This window comes from Streptomyces sioyaensis, assembly GCF_004122735.1.
Lineage (GTDB): Bacteria > Actinomycetota > Actinomycetes > Streptomycetales > Streptomycetaceae > Streptomyces > Streptomyces sioyaensis.
The window spans coordinates 1-20,038 of sequence record NZ_SDIF01000122.1; the positions used below are offsets into that span (position 1 = coordinate 1).

Sequence of the window (20,038 nt, forward strand, 5' to 3'; positions counted from 1 at the left end):
TCCCGCACCCAGCCGTGGTGCTCCCTCCGTCCCCGGTCGCCCGCGCCTCCGGCCTGGCCGGTTGGCGTGGCAGCCGGCCAGGCCGGAGGCGCGGGCGACCGGGGACGGAGGGAGCTGGCACCGGCCTCCGGGGGCGCAGGCGGCCGCCCGGAGTGGGTGCGGGGATCGGACGTGGCGGCGGGTTGCCTGGGTGCCGGGGGCGGCTCGGCGGCGGTGGACCGGTGGGCTGCGGCCGCCGACCCGCGTCCCGCGAGATCACCGTCACCGCTCGGTGGGGTGGCCGCGTGCGGCGGTGGCGAAGTGGCGGCGGCCGGGCGGAGGTCCGCGGGCGTGGGAGGTGTGGTGCCGGGTCTGGGGCGTCCCGTGGGGGTGACGGGGGACTGGGCGGTGTCCGGCGATACGTGTCGGGCGTGTGCCGTGCGGGCCGAGCGCCGGAATCCGGGACCCGCTGAGGGCTCACTGTCCGCGCCGGTCCGGCCGGGGGCCGGGGACGTCGATGCCGTCGAGGACGACGCGTTGGCGGGGGACGGTGCGTTGGGGGGGAACGGTCCGGAATCCCGGCCGGCCGGAGACGAAGGGGACACCGCGGGCATTGCCGGAGCGACGACGGCTTCCGGGGCCGCCGCGTCATCGAGCGGGTCGCCTGCTGCCGGTCGCCCCGGCGGACCGGTCCGCGCGTCCCGCTCGGCGCGGTACTCGCGGTCATCCGGCCGCCGATCGAGGCGGCCGGCAGCGGAGTCGTTCGAAGGCCGGACGGGGCGCGTCAAGGCCTGGCCGACCGGCGGGCTTACGGCCGCGGCCGACGGCGGAACAGGGCTGCCGGAGTCGGCCGGGCCGCCGCCCGGGAGCGGGCCGTTGACGGCCCGGCCGCGCCCCTCGCCGCTGCGGCCGGCCGCTACCTGCCCGTGGTCCGGCGCCTGCCCATGGTCCGGTGCCCGGCTCGGCTCCCCGGTCGCCGTACGGCCGTCGGCCCCGCCCCTCGTCCGGGCGGCTGCCCGGCCCCGGCGCTCCTCGGCCGCCACGCTCGGCGCCTGCTCCTCCTGTTGGAGCGAGCCCGTTACGGAGTGGCGGGCGGGGGCTGCGGGGCCCGGATCCGGGACCGTTGTCGTCGGGGCGGCCGCGGCGCCGGGCCGACGCCTGTCGCGGTGCGTGCGGTCACCCCGCAGGCGTGGGGCGGCCGGATCGAAGACATGGGGCGGGAGGGGCCGCAGCCTTGGTCCCGGCTTCCGCAGCAACCGGGCCACGAAGTCGGTCATTGCGCGGCGACCTCCAGATAGAACTGGCGCCGTACCGGACTCACCGACAGCACATCGGCCTCCGACCAGCCGTAGGCCCGCGCCAGCGTATGGACCTCGTACAACAGGCGGCGCGCGCAGCCGTCGATGTCGGCCCACAGGTGCTCGGCGATGTCGAGGGCCGCCGCCCACTGGTGGTGGCACCGCGGACACGCCAGAGCGACCGTGGTGTCCGCGCCGGGGTCGAGGTCGGCCAGCCGCTGCCCCACCTCCTCCAGCACCGTGTCGGGCACCGGGTCCTGTGCCGGGCTGACACTCACCACGCAGCGGCGCAGCAGGGCGTGGTGGGCGTCCGGACCGTCCGGGTCGACGGCCAGCAGATCACCGCCCGTCAGGGCGCGGTACGTGACGTCGAGCCCCTGCGCCACCAGCGTCGCCGTCCCGGCTTCGGCCGGCACACCACCCGCCTCCGCCCCCGGGGGCCGCAGTTCCCGCGTGCTGACCGTGACGTCCAGGCTCTCGCCGCAGCCCGGACAGTCGGACGTACAGGGGAGCGTGTCGCCGAAGGCCTCGGAACGCAGGTCCAGCAGGAGGGAGTTGAGCGCGGCCAGCGAAAGGCGGGCGACGTCCGCTCCGGTGGCTGCCGCGAGCGTGGCCAGGAGCGGTGCCCGCGTGGTCGGCGGCTGCCGGAGCCCGTGCTCCCACACCTCAAGGACGCGTTCCTCCGTCAGTTCCCCCGGCACCCGCCTCACCCCGCGGTGTCGGTGAACTGCGGTTCCTGCGGCGGGTTGGTGTGCTCCCGCACCCAGCCGTGGTGCTCCACCTTGATGTGCTCGAAGGCGACTCCGTTGGCATTGGAGTCCAGTTCGGCCAGGCTCTGGTACTCCGAGACCCAGCATTCGTGCACGGAGTAGGACAGCACCTGCTTACCGCTCTCGTCGAAGACGTCGATGACGAGGTCCCGCCGGAAGTCCTTCAGCGACGTCTCCAAGCCGCCCGAGGAATTGCGCAGGCTCCAGGCCCGGTTCGCCCACTCCTCGAAGGCCGTGTCCACCGTGCAGCCGCGTTCCAGGGTGATCGGCACGTACTCGGTACGGCCGGGAAGCTTGCGGCTGGTTCCGGGGTCACCCCCGTTCCGGTGCCGGATGACCTCGGTTGTCCGCTTCAGCCCGCTGACCCGGCTGATTCCCGCGATGTACTCGGTGGCGCCGCTGAACTTCACCTTGAACCGGAAGTTCTTGAACGGGTCCCGGCGTGTCACCTCTGCCATCGGCCGTCCTCCTAGACCTGAATCTGCCCGGCGAGCTGCTGAATGTGCACGATCACGAACTCCGACGGTTTGAGGGGAGCGAAGCCGACCTGGATGTTGACGATGCCGCGGTCGATGTCGTTCTGCGGGTTGTTCTCCTTGTCGCACTTGACCAGGTACGCCTCCTGGGGCGTGCGGCCCTGGAACGCTCCGGCGCGGAACAGGGTGTTCATGAAGGCACCGATGTTGAGCCGGACCGACGCCCACAGCGGCTCGTCGTTGGGCTCGAACACCACCCACTGGGTGCCGCGGAACAGGCTCTCCTCGATGAACAGCGCCAGGCGCCGCACGGGGAGGTACTTCCATTCGTCGGCGAGCCGGTCGGCCCCGCGCAGGGTCCGCGCTCCCCACGCGACGGGGCCGGCGGCCGGCAGCCGTCGCAGGCAGTTGACACCGACCGGATTGAGCTGCCCGATGTTCCCGTCGGTCAGCGGCACTTCGAGGTCGACGACACCGTTGAGGGAGGCGTCCGTGCCCGCCGGTGCCTTCCACACGCCGCGCTGTACGTCGGTACGGGCGAGGACGCCGGCCATGACGCCCGAGGGTGGGAACGGCCGCAGCGCCCCGCCGCGGAGCGGGTCCGGCGCGAGAACGCGGGGGAAGTACACCGCGGCGTTCTTCGCCAGGTCGCCCTCCAGCACCGGAGTGCTCTTCACCCGGTCGACCAGCTGGGGGACCGACACCGCCTCGCCGTTCTCGGGAGCCGTCCAAGCGGCCGGGGGGTCGACCAGGAAGATGGCACGGCGATCGGCGCACAACGCTGCCGACTGCGTCAGCAGATCAGTCAGGTTCTGGTTGTTCTGCTGGAGCCACTCGCAGTCGGGCAGGCAGAGCACGTTGAAGATGTCGGTCTTCAGCAGCTGATGGACGCCCGTCTTCTGCGCTTCGCTGCCCGTGTAGTCGGCGATCGACGACGGGCGGTCGTCGGCGTCGCCTCCCAAGGGCCGGGCCTGGCCGGTCGTCTCCGGGGGCAGCACATCCGCGAGGCGGTTGGCCTGGTCCGGGTCGAGCCGGACGAGCTGGGAGGAGGCGAGCTGGTGGTCGAGACTGCGCGGGCTGTCCGGGTCGGTGGTGACGTTGCGGTACGTCTCCGTCAGGCCGTTGCCGTTGTCCTTGATGACGAGGTTGAACACCGGCTTGGCGGAGGACGGGGCTGCCGCCGCGCCATCCTTTTCGGGCTTCGCCACGTCGTAGTCGACCGTCACCTCAAGGCGCTCCGCCCAGCGGCCCGGCGAGGCGGCCAGGAGCTCGAAGGGCTGCCCGGTGGAGGAGGCCGACCTGGCGGAGGCAGCCTGTTTGGCGGCGGGGGCGTCGGCCGCCGGGGTGCCGGCCTCTCCGCCCTCCTCGCCCGCGGGCGAATTCTCGGCTTCCCCTTCCGCGGCGGGCTTGCTCCGGCCCGTACTCTTCGCCGGCGGCGGGGAGGAGCCACTGGGCAGTTGCCGCCGCTGCGAGCCGGCGATCGGCACGCGGACCGTGTTCCGCTGCTTCGGGTCCGCCTTCACCACCCGGACGATCTCCGCGTCGCTGCCGCCGTTGAGGAAGAACTGGTAGACGGCGTAGCTCATGGGGCTGTTCATCTGGAGGCCGCCGAACACGGTCTCGTAGTCGGCCCAGCTCGTGACGTGCACGGGCCGGTCGACCGGCCCCCGGGGCGCGTAGCCCACGAACGCGGCGACCGACGTGGGCACGCCCGTGATCGTCCGGACGGAGCTTTTGACCTCGTCGATGTAGACGCCCGGATACGTGAGATTCACCGGCATGCAGGGCCCCTTCTGTCCATCCTGGTACGGCCTTCTCCCCCGGTGGGCCGGGGAGTGCGCGGAAGGAAGGAACCGCAGACGTGACCCGGGAAGAACGGTGCTCGTGATCACGGGGCACGCTAGTGGGGAGCGTCACGTATGGTCGTCCGGCGCCCGGACGTGGGCTTCGATCAGGTGACGCGACGTGCGCTGTTCGGCCCCGGAAAGGCCTCGGTGGACGACCCCGCTAGACGGTGAACTCGGTCACGGCGACAGCGTCGCCGGAAGCGCTGACGGAGTATCCGCATTTGTCGGTCGCGCCCGCCTGATCGGGGCGGAGCGGGAAGTCCGTGAATTCGATCCACACCTCACTGTCGTCCCCGTCGTTCCAGGTGAGGGTCCCCTCACCGAAGAACCCCCCGCTGCCGGAGGGGTCGGTCACCTGGGCCGTCACCGTGTTGGCCCCTCCATGGGAGTTTTTGATCCTGATGTCCACGGTCAGCGGCTCACCCTGGCTGGCAAGCGCGGTACCGCTCTGGGGCGAGTTGGTGCTGGTCCCCGATCCGCTGGACTTCGTGTCCGACACCTGCTGGACGCGCACATTGAACGTCCCTGGGCCGGGGTTGACGGTGGCCATGGCATGCTCCTCGGGCTAGTCGGTTTCGCGGAGACCGCCCACCGCACTGAACAGGGCGGGGAAGCCGCTTGCCCGGGCGAACCGGTTCAGGAGCGTCACGCAGGCGGCGGCCTCTGCGGCGACCACACCTGGTCTGCCGCAGGGCCCGGGCCTCCGGGCGGCTTCATCACCATGTTTTCGCAGGTGGGGGCGGCCCGCAACCCGATCATGGCTGATATGTGCGGTCATTGGATGCTAAAGGCGGGTATACGAACGAGATCCGTAACCGCCGGGGTGCTCGCAGTGACCTACCCGGGCCGTGCCGGCTCGTAGACTTGTGCTGACCTGGTGCGACCCAGCGCCCACGGAGAGGGAGAACATGCAGGCCGGAGCGGATAGTTGAGATTTCTGCACACCTCCGACTGGCATTTGGGGCGGTCCTTTCACCGGGTGAATCTGCTCTCCGCGCAGCGGTCCTTCCTCGACCATCTCGTCGAGACGGTGCGCGCCCGGGCCGTCGATGCGGTGCTGGTCGCCGGTGACATCTACGACCGTGCGGTGCCGCCGCTCGCCGCCGTCGAGCTGTTCGACGAGGCGCTGCACCGGCTCGCCGGGCTCGGGGTCCCGACCGTGATGATCTCCGGCAATCACGACTCCGCCCGCCGGCTGGGCGTTGGCTCCGGACTGATGGAACGGGCCGGCATCCATCTGCGGACCGACCCGGCAGGCTGCGGTACGCCCGTGCTGCTCGACGACGCGCACGGCCCGGTGGCGCTCTACGGGCTGCCGTACCTCGAACCCGCCATGGTGCGGGACACCCTCGGCGCCCGGCGGGCCGACCATGCCGAGGTGCTGGGCGCGGCCATGGACCGGGTACGGGCCGACCTGGCCGGACGGCCCGCGGGGACGCGCTCGGTGGTGCTGGCGCATGCCTTCGTCACCGGCGGCGCGGTCAGCGACAGCGAGCGGGACATCACCGTCGGCGGGGTCGCGTCCGTCCCGGCGGCCGTGTTCGACGGGGTGGACTACGCCGCCCTCGGGCATCTGCACGGCTGTCAGACCCTCACCGAGCGGGTCCGCTACTCCGGATCGCCGCTCGCCTACTCCTTCTCCGAGGCCGGGCACCGCAAGTCCTCCTGGCTCGTCGAGCTCGATGCGGAGGGCGCCGTGCACGCCGAGCGGGTGGACTGCCCCGTGCCGCGGTCGCTGGCCCGGCTCCGGGGAACGCTGGAACAGCTGCTGGACGACCCGGCGCAGGCACGGCACGAGGACTCCTGGGTCGAGGCGACGCTCACCGACACCGCCCGTCCGCACGAGCCCATGGCCCGCCTCACCAAGCGCTTCCCGCACCTCGTCAGCCTCGTCTTCGACCCCGACGAGGTCCCCGGCGGCTCGCCGGCCTCGTACGCCCAGCGGCTGCGCGGCCGCAGCGACCAGGAGATCGCCGAGGACTTCGTGGCACACGTACGGGCCGGCCGCGCGGCCGACGCGCAGGAGAAGGCCGAGCTGCAGTCGGCGATCGACGAGGTGCGCACCGCCGAGATGGCGGCCGAGGGGGCGCGATGAGGCTGCACCGGCTCTCGCTCACCGCCTTCGGGCCCTTCGGTGCCGCGCAGACCATCGACTTCGACCGGCTCGCGGGCGAGGGCCTCTTCCTGCTGCACGGGCCGACCGGCGCGGGCAAAACCTCGGTCCTGGACGCGGTGTGCTTCGCGCTGTACGGATCGGTGCCCGGAGCGCGGCAGAGCGGCCAGGCGCTGCGCAGCGATCTGGCGGACCCGCTGACGCCCACCGAGGTCGTCCTCGAACTGACCGTCGCCGGACGGCGGTTGGAGATCACCCGGCTGCCCGAGCAGCCCCGCCCCAAGAAGCGGGGCAGCGGCACGACGAAGGAGAAGGCACAGAGCAGGCTGCGGGAATTCGTGCCGGCCGAGCCCGGCGCGAAGGGAGCGCCGGGCGGCGACGGGCCCGGACCGGACGGCCACTGGAAGGCGCTGAGCCGCTCCCACCAGGAGATCGGTGAGGAGATCGGCCAGCTGCTCGGGATGAGCAAGGAGCAGTTCTGCCAGGTGGTGCTGCTGCCGCAGGGCGACTTCGCCCGCTTTCTGCGAGCCGATGCGGAGGCCCGCGCGCGGCTGCTGGGGCGGCTCTTCGACACCCGGCGGTTCGCGGCGCTCGAAGAGCAGTTGAACGCGCGCCGCAAGGCCGCCGCGGACACGGTCCTGGCGGGCGACGAACGGCTGCTGGCCCTGGCACACCGGATGGCACAGGCGGCCGGCGAGAGCGCCGACCTCACCGACCCGTCGGTCCCGGCGCCGGACGGGGGCGGGGAGGGGCAGACGGCGGCGCGCACATCGACGCGCGGACGCGGCGGCGCGGCGGCCGGCGGGCGCGGCCGCGGGCAGACGGCGGTCATGACGCGCCCGGCGGCCACGGCGACCGTACCGGGACAGGGCGGAGCGGTGGAGCCCGGCGGGCGGGGCACGGCCCGCGCCGCCGCCGCGGACGATCAGGCCGTACCGGGCCCGGGCGAACCGGGATTCGTGGAGACGGTGCTGGTGCGGGCGGCCGTCGCCCGGGTGAGCGCACGGGAACGGCTGGCGGTGGCCGGCAGCGCGGTGGCGGCCGCCGAGGCCGCGGAGCGGGCGGCGGCCGAGCAGTGGACGGCGGCCCGCGAGCGGGACCGGCTCCAGCAGCGGTACGCCGACGCCCGGCGGCGGGCCGGCCGGCTCGAAGCCCACGCCGAGGAGCGGGAACACACCCGCGGCAGGCTGGAGCGGGCCCGCGCGGCGGCGGCCGTCGCCCCCGCGCTCGCCCTGCGCGACGCCGCCCGGCGCGAGCTCGATACCGCCCGGCGCGCCGAGCGGGAGTGCCGGGGCCCGCTGCCCGACGGCCTCGCCGAAGCCGCGGGGGAGCATCTCGCGGCGCGGGAGCGGGCGTTGCGGGAAGACCTGGGCTCGCTCACCGCAGCCCGGCGGGCCGAGCGGCGGGCCGCCGACATCGCGCGGGAGCGGGCTGCCCTCGACCGCGAGGCGCGCGCCGATGAGCAGATGCTGCTGGACGCCGCCGAGTGGCTCGCCGCATGGGACGAGACCCAGCGGGCCCATCAGCAGCGCATCGAGACGGCACAGGAGGCCGCCACCCGGGCCGAACAGCTCGGGGCCCGGATCGCACCGGCCGTCGAGCGCGCGGAGGCCGCCCGCCGGCGCGACCGGATCGGCGACGAAGTACGCACGGCAGAAGGCGAGTTGCTCGTCGCCAGGGAGCGGTCCACGGCCGCCCACGAACAATGGCTGGAGCTCAAGGAGCAGCGGCTGCGCGGGATCGCCGCCGAGCTCGCGGCCGGGCTGCGCGACGGCGCGGCCTGCGCGGTGTGTGGCGCGACCGAGCACCCCGACCCGGCGCGGGTCGGTGCCGGCCATGTCGACCGGGCGGCCGAGGAGGCCGCGCAGGAGGCCCACCGACAGGCCGAGCAGACCCGCCGGCAGGCGGAGGCCGAGTGCCAGTCGGCCAAGGAGGCGCTGGCCGCCGCGGCCGCCGCGGCAGGGGACGCCTCGGCCGCCGAACTCAGCGCGCAGATCGAGGAGTTGCGCGCCGAGTACGCCCGTGCCCATGCGCTCGGCGCCGGCCTGCACGCCGCCCGCGAGGCGCTGGGGCACGCCGAGCGCGAATACGAGCGGCGCCGTGCCGAGCAGCAGCAGGCCGAGCGCCGGGCCGCCGCCCGTACCTCCCACCGCGAGGCGCTGGACCGCGAGCGGGCCGCCCTGGAGGAGGAGCTCGCCCGGGCGCGGGGCGACAGCCCGAGCGTGGCCGACCGGGCCGCCCGGCTGGAGCGGCAGGTGACCCTGCTCGCCGAGGCGGCGCAGGCGTCCCGTACGGCGGAGTCCTGCGCCCGGCGGCTCGAAGAGACCGCGGCCGGGCTCGCCGACGCCGCCTCCGCGGCCGGATTCGACACCGCCGAGGCCGCCGCGCAGGCGTTGTTGAGGGACGGCGAATGGCGGGCACTACAGCAGCGGCTCGACGACTGGCAGGCCGAATCCGCCGCGGTGGAGGCGGAGTTGGCCGACCCGCAGGCCCGCGCCGCCGCGGCGCTGCCGCCCGCCGACCCGGTCGCCGCGCAGGGCGCGCACCAGGCCGCGGCGGCCCGGCTGCGTACCGCCTCGGCCACCCTCGCCGCGGCGCAGGAGCGCTGCGCCGCGCTCGACCGGCTCTCCGCCCGTGCCGAGGCCGACGCCCGCCAACTGGCCCCGCTGCGCGCCGACCACGACCGCGTCGCCCGGCTCGCCGCCCTCGCCTCCGGCACCTCCGCCGAGAACGCACGGCGGATGCGCCTGGAGTCGTACGTGCTCGCCGCCCGGCTCGAACAGGTCGCGGCCGCCGCCAGCGCCCGGCTCCAGCGGATGTCCGCCGGCCGCTACACCCTCGTCCACTCCGACGAACGGGCCGGCGGCGCCCGGCGGTCCGGCCTGGGGCTGCATGTCATCGACTCCTGGACCGGCCACGAACGGGACACCGCCAGCCTCTCCGGCGGCGAGACCTTCTTCGCCTCGCTCGCGCTGGCGCTCGGCCTCGCGGACGTCGTCACCGATGAGGCCGGCGGCGTCCGGCTGGACACGCTCTTCATCGACGAGGGGTTCGGCAGCCTCGACGAACAGACCCTGGACGAGGTGCTGGACGTGCTGGACTCGCTGCGCGAACGCGACCGCAGCGTCGGCATCGTCAGCCATGTCCCCGACCTCAAGACCCGGATCCCCGCCCAGCTGGAGGTCGTCAAGGCCCGGTCGGGCTCGACGGTGCGCCATCGGGTACCGGGGTGAGCTCGCCGCCGGGGCCGTGGGCAGCGCGCTGCCGTCGGCGGTCCCGGCGGTCGCCGCACGGAAAACCGGGTGACGGCGGGACGGGCCGGCCACCAGGCTGGTCCGCCATGACCTACGACAGCAACCGGCCCGCCGCCGGCAAGCCCCACCGCGACCCGCTGCCGCTCCTCGGCCGCACCGCGCTGGTCACCGGAGCCAGCCGGCGCAGTGGCATCGGCTACGCCGTCGCCCGACGGCTGGCCGCCTACGGCGCCGGTGTCTACCTGCACCACCATGTGCCGCACGACGCCGGACAGCCGTGGGGAGCGGACCCGGGCGGCCCGGAGGCGGTCGCCGACGGAGTACGTGAGGTGGCCGTGCCCGGCGCGGTGGTGGCCCACGGGCCGGCCGACCTGGCCCGGCCGGACACCCCTGCCCGGCTCATCGACCGCGCGGCCGAGGCGCTCGGCGGCCGGCTGGACATCCTCGTCGCCAACCATGCGCTCAGTGGCAGCGACGGTCCCCTCGACACCATCGACGCGTCCATGCTCGACGCCCACTGCGCGGTCAACACCCGCTCGGTGATCCTCCTCGCCCAGGCCTATGCCCGCCGGCGCGCCGCGGAGCAGCCGGGCGGGCGGATCGTGCTGATGACCTCGGGCCAGGACCTGGGGGACGGCCTGCCGGAAGAGATCGCCTACGGCCTCGCCAAGGGAGCGCTGGCCTCGGCGACCCGCAGCCTCGCCACCACCTTCGCCGTCGCCGGGGTGACCGTGAACACCGTCAACCCGGGCCCCGTGGACACCGGTTACGCGGTCGGTGAGCTGCACGACCGGGTCGCCCGGAGCTTCCCCGGCGGCCAGTGGGGCGCACCCGACGACCCGGCCCGTCTGATCGCCTGGCTCGCGACCGAGGAGGCGGGCTGGATCACCGGGCAGGTCATCAACTCCGAGGGTGGCTTCCGGCGTTGAGCGGTTCCTCATCCTTGGCGCCGGCCGGGTTCGGTGCCACGGCGGCGGCCTCGTAGGCACGGAGCCCCTCGCGCTCACCGACGAAGCGGAAGCCGGCCCGTTCCAGTACGCGCTGCGAGGGGAGGTTCTCCGGCTCGGTCAGGGCGCACACCGTCCGTACCTCGGGGTGGGTCGCCGCCCACCCGGCCAGCAGCCGTACCGCCTCGGTCGCCCACCCGGCGCCGCGGGCGGACGGGGAGAGGTCATAGCCGATCTCCACGAAGCCCTCGTCGTCCGGCGGGCCGTGGAAGCCGATGCTGCCGAGCGCCGTACCGGCGGCCGCGTCGGTCAGCACGAAGACGCCCCAGCCGGGGCGGTAGTGGCCGGCCGCGGCGGCCCGGACCGCGATGCCGGCGCCGCCGGACGTGGTCTCGGCAGGGGTGCCGTCGATCCAGTCGAACCCGGCGGACTCACCGTCCGCGACCCGTGCGGCGGTGGCCGGCAGCAGGGCGCGCAGCGCCACCCGGCCGGCCGTGAGCGCCAGCGGGTACCCGGCGCCCGCGGTCACCAGTGCCTCGAACAGCGGCCGGTGGTCCACCCCGGCGGGCAGGCCGCTGACCTGGCCGTCACCGACCTCCACCACCCGCCATACCCCGTCCGCACGCCGCGCCAGATCCGTGGTGACGAAGCGCGCGCCCAGCGCCCGTACCGCGGGCGCCACCGAGGCGAGATCCGGGACGGGCCGCAGCCCCGGAGTGTCGGGATGCGGACCGGTCAGCACCGGTTCACCGTCCACCCACCACACCCGTGCCGTACCCACCGCATCGAAGGACTCGACGGCCGGCGCGGCCGGCTCCGGGGCCCGGCCGACGGCGTACGGAAGCCGGACGCTGCGCGGCGTCAGCGCGCGGAACGTGTCGTACCAGCCGGGGAGTTCATGGGCGGTGCGGTAGGCGGCGGGGGAGGTCAGCAGCCGGCCGCCGTGGGCGGCGAGCGCCCCGGCGAGCGCGGCATACCGCTCGGGTGGCAGCGCCCAGCCGCGGTACCAGACCGGTCCGGCGCCCCGGGGAACCCGGGCCAGCGCCCCCTCGGTGTCCCCGGCGAGCAGCGCCCCGTGGTCGAGCACCGCACACCCGGCGCCGGCCGACAGCGCCGTGGTGGCCTCGGCCGCGAAACGCGGATCCGCTCCCAGCCTGCGGCCGGGAGCCGCCCCCGGCCGGGCGCGGCGGGGGTCGCCGGAGAACAGAAGCAGCGGCGGGCCGGCCGCAGGGTCCACTGTCATGTCAGCAGACCCTACGGACGGCGGCGGGCCGGTCACGACACCGGGCGTCCTGGCCCGCCGCCGTGTCCGGGGCCGGGCTCAGAGCGCCGACAGCTCGCCGCGCAGATCGTCCAGGCCCAGTGAGCCCTGGGACAGCGCGGCCATGTGCCAGGCCTTGAGGTCGAAGTCCGCGCCGTGCCGGGCGCGGGCCGCCTCCCGGCCCTCCAGCCACACCCGCTCGCCGAGCTTGTAGCCGATCGCCTGGCCGGCCATGCCCTGATAGCGGATGATCTCGCTCTCGACGAAGTCGGCCGGCCGGCTGCAGTGGCTCGCCAGGAACTCGTGCGCCAACTGCGGGGTCCAACGCTCGCCGGGGTGGAAGGGGGAGTCCGCCGGGATCTCCAGTTCCAGATGCATCCCGATGTCGATGATGACCCGGATGGCCCGCATCATCTGTGCGTCCAGATAGCCCAGGCGCCGCTCGGCGTTGGTCAGGAAGCCCAGCTCGTCCATGAGCCGCTCGGCGTACAGCGCCCAGCCCTCGGCGTTGGCGCTGACGATGCCCACGGTCGTCTGGTACCGCGAGAGCCGGTCGGCGACATGGACCCACTGCGCCAGCTGGAGGTGATGGCCGGGCACCCCCTCGTGGTACCAGGTGGAGACCAGGTCGTACGCCGGGAAGCGGGTCTCGCCCATCGGCGGCAGCCAGGTGCGGCCGGGGCGGGAGAAGTCCAGCGACGGCGGGGTGTAGTACGGGGCGGCGGCGCTGCCGGCCGGCGCGATCCGCGACTCCACCCGGCGTACCCGTTCGGCGAGTTCGAAGTGGGTGCCGTCGAGCGCCTCGATGGCCTCGTCCATCAGCGACTGGAGCCACTGACGGGTCTCCTCGACGCCCTCGACGGCCTCGCCGTGCTCATCGCACCAGGCCAGCGCCTCCCACGGGGTCTTCGCGCCGGGCAGCACCTTCTCGGCCTCGGTCTCCATCTCGGCCAGCAGCCGGTGGAATTCGGACCAGCCGTACGCATACGCCTCGTCCGCGTCGATGTCCGCGCCGTTGTAGTAGCGGGCGAGCCGTCCGTAACGCTCCCGGCCCACCACGTCCGGCGCGCCCGCGATGGCCGGAAGGTAGCTGTCCCGGAACCAGGCGCGCAGTTCCACCAGGGCACCGGTCGCCAGCTCGGCGGCCTCGGTCAGCTCGTCGCGGAGCGCCTTCGGACCCGGGTCGGTGAACTCGGCGAACCAGCTGCGGTCCGTGCCGATCCACTGGTCCAACTGGCCGATGACCGTGGTGACCTGAAGCGGTCCGGCCGGCAGACCGCGCTTGCGGCCGGCGTCCAGGGCGGCGCGGTAGCCCTCCAGCGCGGCCGGCACGGCCCGCAGCCGCAGCTCGATCGCCGCCCAGTCCTCGTCGGTCTCGGCGGGGGTGATCGTGAAGACCTCGCGGACGCTGTGCAGCGGCGAGCTGAGGTTGCTGACGGTGCGCAGGCCCTCGCCCGCGTCATGGACGGCCAGCTGGGCGGTCAGCCGCTCGCGCAGCAGCCGCGCGCAGACCTGCTCGGCGGGGAGCTCCGCGCCCGGCCGGGCCTCGGCCTCGGCGAGCTTCTCCAGCGTCGTACGGGCGAGCTGGGCCAGTGCCTCCTGGCCGGTCGGCGAGAAATCGGGGAGTTTGCCGGAGCTCTCGGGGACTCCGAGGAAGGTGCCGGTGATGGGGTCCAGGTCCACGAAGGCGTCGACATACGCGTCGGCGACCTGGCGGGGCAGCGGGCCGCCCTGGGAGGTAGTGGTGTGGGGCATACGGGCCATCCTCGTACGGATGGCCCGCCGCGTCACCATCAATCGGCCAATGGCTCACGCCGATGGTGACGGCGTGGCCGGCCGGGCGTCGCTGCGCCCGGCCGGCTCACCCGCGTCCACGGCGGTGGCGCCGCGGTGGTCGTGCTCAGCGGCGCCCCGTGGCGTCCTGGATCCGTACGCTCTCGCGGGGCTCGCGCCGGGTGGGCAGGCCCGCCGGCCGGGCGGTGATCACCAGCGTGCCCTCCTCGATCTGGTAGTCGAGGGGCAGCCCGAGGCCGCGCATCGCCGCCACCATGCCGGTGTTGGAGGCCTGGGTGATCGCGTACACGCTCTCGCAGCCGGTCTCGGCCGCCATCCCCGCCAGCCGGCGCAGGAGTTCGGCGCCGATGCCGCGCTGCTGCCAGGCGTCCTCGACCAGTAGGGCGACCTCGGTCTCGTCGCCGTCCCACAGCAGATGGCCGAGCGCCACCAGCCGGCCGGACGCGGTCTCCACGGCCAGTGTGCGGCCGAACCGCGGGCTGAGCAGATGGCCGAGATAGCGGTCGGCGTCACCGATCGGGCCGTGGTAGCGCAGGGCGAGGGTCCGCGGAGAACAGCGGTCGTGCATCTCGCGGGCCGCGGCCAGGTCGGAGGTGTCGGCGCGGCGGATGGTGATCTCGTTGCCCTCGGGCAGCGTCAGCACATCCCGCCGCGGCGGCACCCGCTGGCCGAGCCTGGCGTCCAGGTCGACCAGCGCGCGCACCCGGGCGAACTCGGTGGGGGTGAACGGCAACTGCGGCCTTTCGATGGTGAGCGAGCCCCCGGAGGAGTCGCGGAACTTCATGCGGTGTTCCTCCAGCACGCCCTCGGTGGGCACCTGCTCGGCGAGCGGCCGGCCGTGCAGCGAGCGCGCGGGCACCGAGTGGATCGTGCAGCGGCCCAACAACTGACGCAGGGCCAGCGGGAGTTCGGCCGAATCCAGCGCCGTACGGGTCGCCATGCCCAGCATCCGGGTCGGGGCGTCGACGAGGTCGTGGGCGTCGGCCCGCTCCAGCCAGCTGTGGGCACCGCCCGCGCCGGCCACCGTACGGGTCAGCTCATCGGACCGCAGCGAACCGGGCGCGCGCAGCAGGAACTCGTCGACCGTGCCGTCGGACAGCGGGTGGGTCTGCAGGCTGAGGATGTCCACCCGCTGCCCGGCCAGCGCCGTGCACAGGGCGGCCAGGCTGCCCGGCTCGTCCCGGACCGTGGTCCGCATCCGCCACAGCGTCGTCTCCTGGCCGGCGGCCCGGGGGGCCGGACCGGCGGGGGACGGCGCCGTGGCGCCGGTATCGGTCGGCGGCGGGGCGTTTTCGTGGCGTCGTGACCACCAGACGTGGAAGACGGCCGTGGCCAGCAGCGCCACCGCGGAGGAGCACAGCAGCACGGGGCCCGACGGGCCGTGCGCGACGGTGTTGGCGACGCCGTCGGCCACCGCCACGGCGGTGAACAGGGCGGCCAGCTCGACGAGGTCCCGCCGCCAGTGATTGCGGCGGGTGGAACGGGCGGAAGATGCTTCAGTCATGCACACAAGCCTGGCCGACAGGTGTTGCCTGATCACCAACACATTGTGTCCGACGGGTAAAAGACGCAATCGACGCATTGGCCTTTACTGTCCCACCCGTCCCGGTTGGAGCGTCTTGCTGAACAACATCCGGCCGCCTTCCTGCCGCAACCGCACCGTCAGCTCCCCGCTTCCGCCGTCGATATCGATCTCGCCGAAGTTCTGCGGACTCTCCGCGGGGGAGGTGTTGGCACGGTCCGGCGCCTTGAGGAACGGCTGCTCGGGCCCGAAGGTTCCGTCCAGTTTCACCGCCTGGAATCCGCCCGCGTTGAGCGGCCCCGACACGAACTCCCAGAAGGGCTCGAAGTCCTTGAACGCGGCCCGCTCCGGCGCGTAGTGCTGCGCCGAGGTGTAGTGGACGTCCGTGGTGAGCCAGAGGGTGCCGGTGATCCGGTCGTGCTTGATGTGCCGCAACAGCTCGGCGAGCTGCAGCTCGCGCCCCAGCGGTGCGCCCGGGTCGCCCTGTGCCACCGCCTCGAAGTTGGTCTTGCCGTCCGGGACGACCAGGCCCAGCGGCATGTCGGAGGCGATCACCTTCCACACCGCCCGCGAGCAGGAGAGCTCCCGCTTGAGCCAGCGCAGCTGCTCGGCGCCGAGGATGCCCTGCCTGTCGTCGGTCTGCCGGCCCGGCGAATTGGCGTTGCGGTAACGGCGCATGTCCAGGACGAAAACATCGAGCAGCGGGCCGTGGTGCACCACCCGGTAGACCCGGCCGTGCCCGTCGGGCCGCAGCGTACGGATCGGGAAATACTCGCTGAAGGCGCGCAGCGACCGTGCGGAGAGCACGTCCGCGTTCTTCTCCGTGTACCGGTCGTCGTCGAGCAGCTGCCCCGGGTACCAATTGTTGTGCACCTCGTGGTCGTCCCACTGGGTGATCGTCGGCACCTGCGCGTTGAAGCGGCGCAGATTGTCGTCCAGCAGGTTGTAGCGGAAGGCGCCGCGGAACTCCGCGAGCGTCTCGGCGACCTTCGCCTTCTCCTCGGTCGTCACGTTCCGCCAGATCCGGCCGTCCGGCAGGGTCACCTTGTCGGTGATCGGGTTGTCAGCGTAGATGTTGTCGCCGCTGCACAGGAAGAAGTCCGGGTTCCGGCGCCGCATGTCCTCGTAGATGCGGTAGCCGCCGCGCTCCGGATTGATGCCCCAGCCCTGTCCGGCGAGATCGCCCGACCAGTGGAAGCGGACGTCCGCGCGCCGCCCCGCGGGCGCCGTGCGGAAGGTGCCGGCGACCGGCTCGCCGGTACGCCGCGGGTCGTCCGGGTCGGCGAGTAGCACCCGGTAGTGGATCTGCTCACCCGAGGGAAGGCCGTGCAGCGAGGTGACGCCGGTGAAGTCCGTGCCCGGCCCGAGCACCGGACCGGTCCAGGACCGGGCGTGCCGGAACGACTCGGTCGCCGCGGTCTGCACCACCATCCGGGCCGGCCGGTCGGACCGCGCCCAGACGAGCCCGGAGGACGTGGTCACATCGCCGACCTGGACGCCCCACCCGGCGCCCGGCCGCCCGCTGCGGGCCTGCGCCGGTGCGGCGGACGAAAACGTGGGCAGCGCCAGTGCGGCCGAACCCACCGCCGCTCCCCGCAGCAGCGACCGCCGTCCGAAGCCGCCGGATTCCTGCGCCATACCGAACCTCCATGCCTCGACCGGTCTTGCCTGCCGCCCCGTTCGTATCGCTGTCCGGTGCCCCGTTGTCGAACGGACGGTGAACAGCGGCCCGTTCCCGGTGCGGTGCCCGTTCGCCCGAACGGGTCCCGGGCCCTCGGACCCACCGGACCCGGGCCATGGTCGCAAGACCATCGGCCGATCGCCAGGATGCCACCACGGCCCCTACGTTCCTGATACGCGCCGCCGCCCGGCGGCCCCCGAGAAAGGTGCCCCCATATGCCCGCCAACGGCTCCGCCCACCTCCGCATCGCCCGCCCGTCCCGCGACCTGGCGGCGGCCGAACGCTTCTGGAAGCAGGGACTGGGCCTCACCGAGCTCTTCCGGCACACATCCGAGGCGGGCGAGCACGCCCTGCTGATGCTCGGCTGGCCGGACGCCCACTGGCACCTGGAGCTGACCCTCGACCCGTCCGGCACGCTCCAGCCGTCCCCGACGCCGGACGATCTGCTGGTGGTCTATCTGGGCGAAGCGGTGCCGGCCGAGCTCGTCGCCCGACTGGAGCGCAGCGGGGGCAAGCGGGTGGCCGCCTACAACCCCTACTGGGACGAGTGGGGTGTCACCCTGGAGGACCCCGACGGATACCGGCTGGTGTTGTCGACGCGTGACTGGTCCAACTCCTAGCCGAACCAGGGGTGTTCACTCGTTAGTCGTGCGGTGCGGAGCCTCGCCGCACCGTGGTCGCACCGTGGCGGGCCGGCCCGGCCCGTCCACCTTCGACCGGCCGTCGCCCGCCGTCCCTACCGCACGGTGTCGAGGACGACCCGAGCCACCAGCGCCGGATCGTCGTTCATCGGCACATGCCCGCAGCCCGGCAGCCGTACCAGACGGGCGCCCGGGATCGTGTGCTTGGCGCGTATGCCCTGGCGGGGGAGGAGCAGCCGGTCCCGGCTGCCCCAGCCGATCGTCACCGGGACGTCCGGCACATCGTCGGTGAACCGCACTCCCCGGCCGGCCGCCAGGGTCGAGGCGAAGCCGGGCGCGTCGCGCAGCGCCCGGGTCTCCGCCACCACGGCATCGGCCGAACGGCGGCCCGGGTGGGCATAGATGGTCCCGGTCAGCGAGGCCCGGCCGAGGGCGGACCGGGCCAGGGACTCCACCATCGGCTCCGGGAGCGCCTGGGCGCCCGCGTACATGCCGCGCAGCACACCGAAGGCGTAACGACGCTCGGCCGGGGTCCAAAATCCCGCGGGCGACAGCGCGGTGACCGACCGGACGGCCCGTCGTCGGCCCAACTCCAGTGCCAGCAGCCCGCCCAGTGAGTTCCCGACCACATGCGGGCGGTGGGCGCCGAGCTCCGTGAACGCCGCGGTGAGCAACGGAAGAACCGAGTCCAGGTCGTACGGGGAGTCACCCGGCAGCGCGGGCGAGGCGCCGAAGCCCGGCAGATCGAGCGAGATGACCTCGTGGGACGCGGCCAGGATGTCGGACACCGGGTGCCAGGCCTGGAGATGGTGGCCGATGCCGTGCAGCAGCACGATCGGTTCGCCCGCGCCCTTGCGTTCGTACGCGACCGTGAACGGCGGCCGGTCCTCGGGCGTGATGCGGGCGAAGGAGACCGGGGCGGCCATGGGAACTCCTAGGGGGTGCGGTACGTGCGGTATTTCAGGGTGTGCACGGACACGATGCCAGCTGAGGCTACTGAGCGGTATGGGGCAGCCGGGGCGAGCAACAGGAGACCGCACGCACCGGGGCGGCGTGCCGTAATTCCCGCCGTACCCCTCGGAATCGGGTCCGGCACGATCCGGACGGCGCGGCGGGATTGGTCTTGACCAAGGGTGGGGGCGGTCATATCGTCGGGATACTGCAACAACCTTTCATAAAGAAGCGCTCATCAACGGGCACGCGGACGGGCCGGCATCACCGGCCGTGTGTGCGGGCCCGTGGGCCATGGGGGCACTACCCCACGGGGTGACGGCCGGTGTGGAGGACAACGGTGGGGACCAGGCAACTCGAACCGGTGCCGGAGCCGAAGTACTGGCACCTCAAGACCGTGCTCAGCGAGGCGCTGGACTCGGAGTTCGCGGTCGGCGAGATTCTTCCCAACGAGCGGGACCTGGCAGCCCGGTTCGGCGTCGCACGGGCCACGCTGCGGCAGGCCCTCGAACAGCTGGAGCTGGAAGGCAGACTGCAGCGCCGCCGCGGCGTGGGCACCACGGTCGCACCGCCGCGGGTCGGCGTCCCCGTCGGTCCCGCCCGCCACACCTGGCCCGGCGTCGCCGATGACGACTGGCAGCCGGTCGACGCCGTCGAGACCGACAAGGTGCCCGCCGCGGTGGCCAATCTGCTGGAGACGGCCCCCGGCGACCGGGTGCACCTCGTGCGCCGAAGCCGGGTCACGCACGATCAGCCCGTCGCCGCCGAGCTGCTGTACGTCCCGGCCTCCGTGGTCCCCGGCTGTGCGGCGGCCGTCTCGCCGGGCGCCCAGGCCCGTGCCCGTACGGTCCTGCGCGAGCTGCAGACGCTGGAGCTGGAGGGCCGCGACCGTACCGTCGAACTGGGTTCGGCCCGCGCGGAGGACGCCAAGCAGCTGGACCGGCTGCCGGGCGCGCCCGTCCTGGTGGTCACCACCCGCTATGTCTCCGCGGGGCGCACGACGGCCGTTGCGGTCGCCACGTACCGTGCGGACACCTGCCGACTGACCTTCGGCGAGAGCGACCCGGTCACGCTGCTCGCGGGCTGAGTCCCGGGGCGGCCGCGGGAGGGGGCGCATTGGATGGCGTTCCGGTACGGGGGCGTTGCTCGCAGGTCGTAGCTCGCAGCTCGCTGGTCGCAGGTCGTAGCTCGCAGCTCGCTGGTCGTTGCCGGCCGCTCGGCGTTCGCGGCCGGCCGTCCGCCGTCCGCCGTTCGCTGGCCGCCGTCTGCCGCTTGCTGCCCATTGCCGGCCGCTCGGCGTTCGTTGCCGGCCGGCCGGTTAGCCGTTCGCTGACCGCTGCCTGCCGTCCCTCCGCCGTTCGCTGCCTGCCGTCCGCCGCCCGGGGGCTTTCCCCCGCCCCCTCCCCCTCCTCCCCCTTCGGGGGAGGGGGCGGGTGAGGAGAACTACACCAAGGACCACGGCTTCGTCTTCGAGATCGATCCGTACGACCCGCGGCGCACCGGT

Annotated in this window: 14 protein-coding genes; 5 read left to right on the forward strand and 9 right to left on the reverse strand. The window is 73.7% G+C overall.

Annotated features, from left to right (window positions below; translation table 11 throughout):
* Positions 1–1,252 precede the first annotated feature (1,252 nt).
* From EST54_RS28340 to EST54_RS28355, 4 genes are all read right to left on the reverse strand, one after another.
* Positions 1,253–1,978, reverse strand: coding sequence for a hypothetical protein (locus tag EST54_RS28340; RefSeq protein ID WP_129250561.1), 726 nt, complete (start codon positions 1,976–1,978; stop codon positions 1,253–1,255).
* A 5-nt stretch (positions 1,979–1,983) separates the two neighbouring features.
* Positions 1,984–2,505, reverse strand: a complete 522-nt coding sequence (locus EST54_RS28345; protein WP_129250562.1) for a phage tail protein — start codon at positions 2,503–2,505, stop codon at positions 1,984–1,986.
* A gap of 11 nt (positions 2,506–2,516) precedes the next feature.
* Positions 2,517–4,304 (reverse strand): phage tail sheath family protein, encoded by a 1,788-nt coding sequence (locus EST54_RS28350; protein ID WP_129250563.1) that lies wholly within the window; start codon positions 4,302–4,304, stop codon positions 2,517–2,519.
* A gap of 226 nt (positions 4,305–4,530) precedes the next feature.
* Positions 4,531–4,920, reverse strand: coding sequence for a hypothetical protein (locus EST54_RS28355; RefSeq protein WP_129250564.1), 390 nt, complete (start codon positions 4,918–4,920; stop codon positions 4,531–4,533).
* Positions 4,921–5,298: 378 nt separating this feature from the next.
* Between EST54_RS28355 and EST54_RS28360 the strand changes: the two genes are divergently transcribed.
* The 3 genes from EST54_RS28360 to EST54_RS28370 all read left to right on the forward strand — a co-directional run bounded on the left by EST54_RS28360 (position 5,299) and on the right by EST54_RS28370 (position 10,666).
* Entirely contained in the window at positions 5,299–6,465 is a 1,167-nt protein-coding gene (locus EST54_RS28360; RefSeq protein WP_129250565.1) for an exonuclease SbcCD subunit D, read from the forward strand.
* Positions 6,462–9,716, forward strand: a complete 3,255-nt coding sequence (locus EST54_RS28365) for an AAA family ATPase (protein WP_129250566.1) — start codon at positions 6,462–6,464, stop codon at positions 9,714–9,716. Before EST54_RS28360 ends, EST54_RS28365 begins: the two co-directional genes overlap by 4 nt.
* Positions 9,717–9,823: 107 nt before the next feature.
* The gene (locus tag EST54_RS28370; RefSeq protein WP_129250567.1) at positions 9,824–10,666 is read left to right on the forward strand and encodes an SDR family oxidoreductase; all 843 of its coding nucleotides are present in this window, start codon (positions 9,824–9,826) and stop codon (positions 10,664–10,666) included.
* On the opposite strand, the gene EST54_RS36080 is transcribed toward EST54_RS28370, so the two are convergent.
* The 4 genes from EST54_RS36080 to EST54_RS28390 form a co-directional block, all read right to left on the reverse strand.
* Positions 10,638–11,927, reverse strand: a complete 1,290-nt coding sequence (locus tag EST54_RS36080) for a GNAT family N-acetyltransferase (protein ID WP_129250568.1) — start codon at positions 11,925–11,927, stop codon at positions 10,638–10,640. The genes EST54_RS28370 and EST54_RS36080 overlap by 29 nt on opposite strands.
* 78 nt (positions 11,928–12,005) lie before the next feature.
* Positions 12,006–13,700, reverse strand: a complete 1,695-nt coding sequence (locus EST54_RS28380) for a DUF885 domain-containing protein (RefSeq protein WP_174857535.1) — start codon at positions 13,698–13,700, stop codon at positions 12,006–12,008.
* 145 nt (positions 13,701–13,845) lie between these two features.
* Positions 13,846–15,243: a GNAT family N-acetyltransferase gene (locus EST54_RS28385; RefSeq protein WP_129250570.1), complete on the reverse strand. Its 1,398-nt coding sequence runs from the start codon at positions 15,241–15,243 to the stop codon at positions 13,846–13,848.
* An 84-nt stretch (positions 15,244–15,327) separates the two neighbouring features.
* Entirely contained in the window at positions 15,328–16,899 is a 1,572-nt protein-coding gene (locus EST54_RS28390) for an alkaline phosphatase D family protein (protein ID WP_129250571.1), read from the reverse strand.
* A gap of 258 nt (positions 16,900–17,157) precedes the next feature.
* On the opposite strand from EST54_RS28390, the gene EST54_RS28395 reads away from it, so the two are divergent.
* Positions 17,158–17,562 carry a VOC family protein gene (locus EST54_RS28395; RefSeq protein ID WP_129250572.1) on the forward strand — a complete coding sequence of 135 codons (405 nt, stop codon included), beginning with the start codon at positions 17,158–17,160 and terminating at the stop codon, positions 17,560–17,562.
* Positions 17,563–17,678: 116 nt separating this feature from the next.
* On the opposite strand, the gene EST54_RS28400 is transcribed toward EST54_RS28395, so the two are convergent.
* Positions 17,679–18,509, reverse strand: a complete 831-nt coding sequence (locus tag EST54_RS28400) for an alpha/beta fold hydrolase (RefSeq protein WP_129250573.1) — start codon at positions 18,507–18,509, stop codon at positions 17,679–17,681.
* A gap of 365 nt (positions 18,510–18,874) precedes the next feature.
* Between EST54_RS28400 and EST54_RS28405 the strand changes: the two genes are divergently transcribed.
* Positions 18,875–19,621, forward strand: a complete 747-nt coding sequence (locus tag EST54_RS28405) for a GntR family transcriptional regulator (protein WP_129250574.1) — start codon at positions 18,875–18,877, stop codon at positions 19,619–19,621.
* The last annotated feature ends 417 nt before the right edge of the window (positions 19,622–20,038 follow it).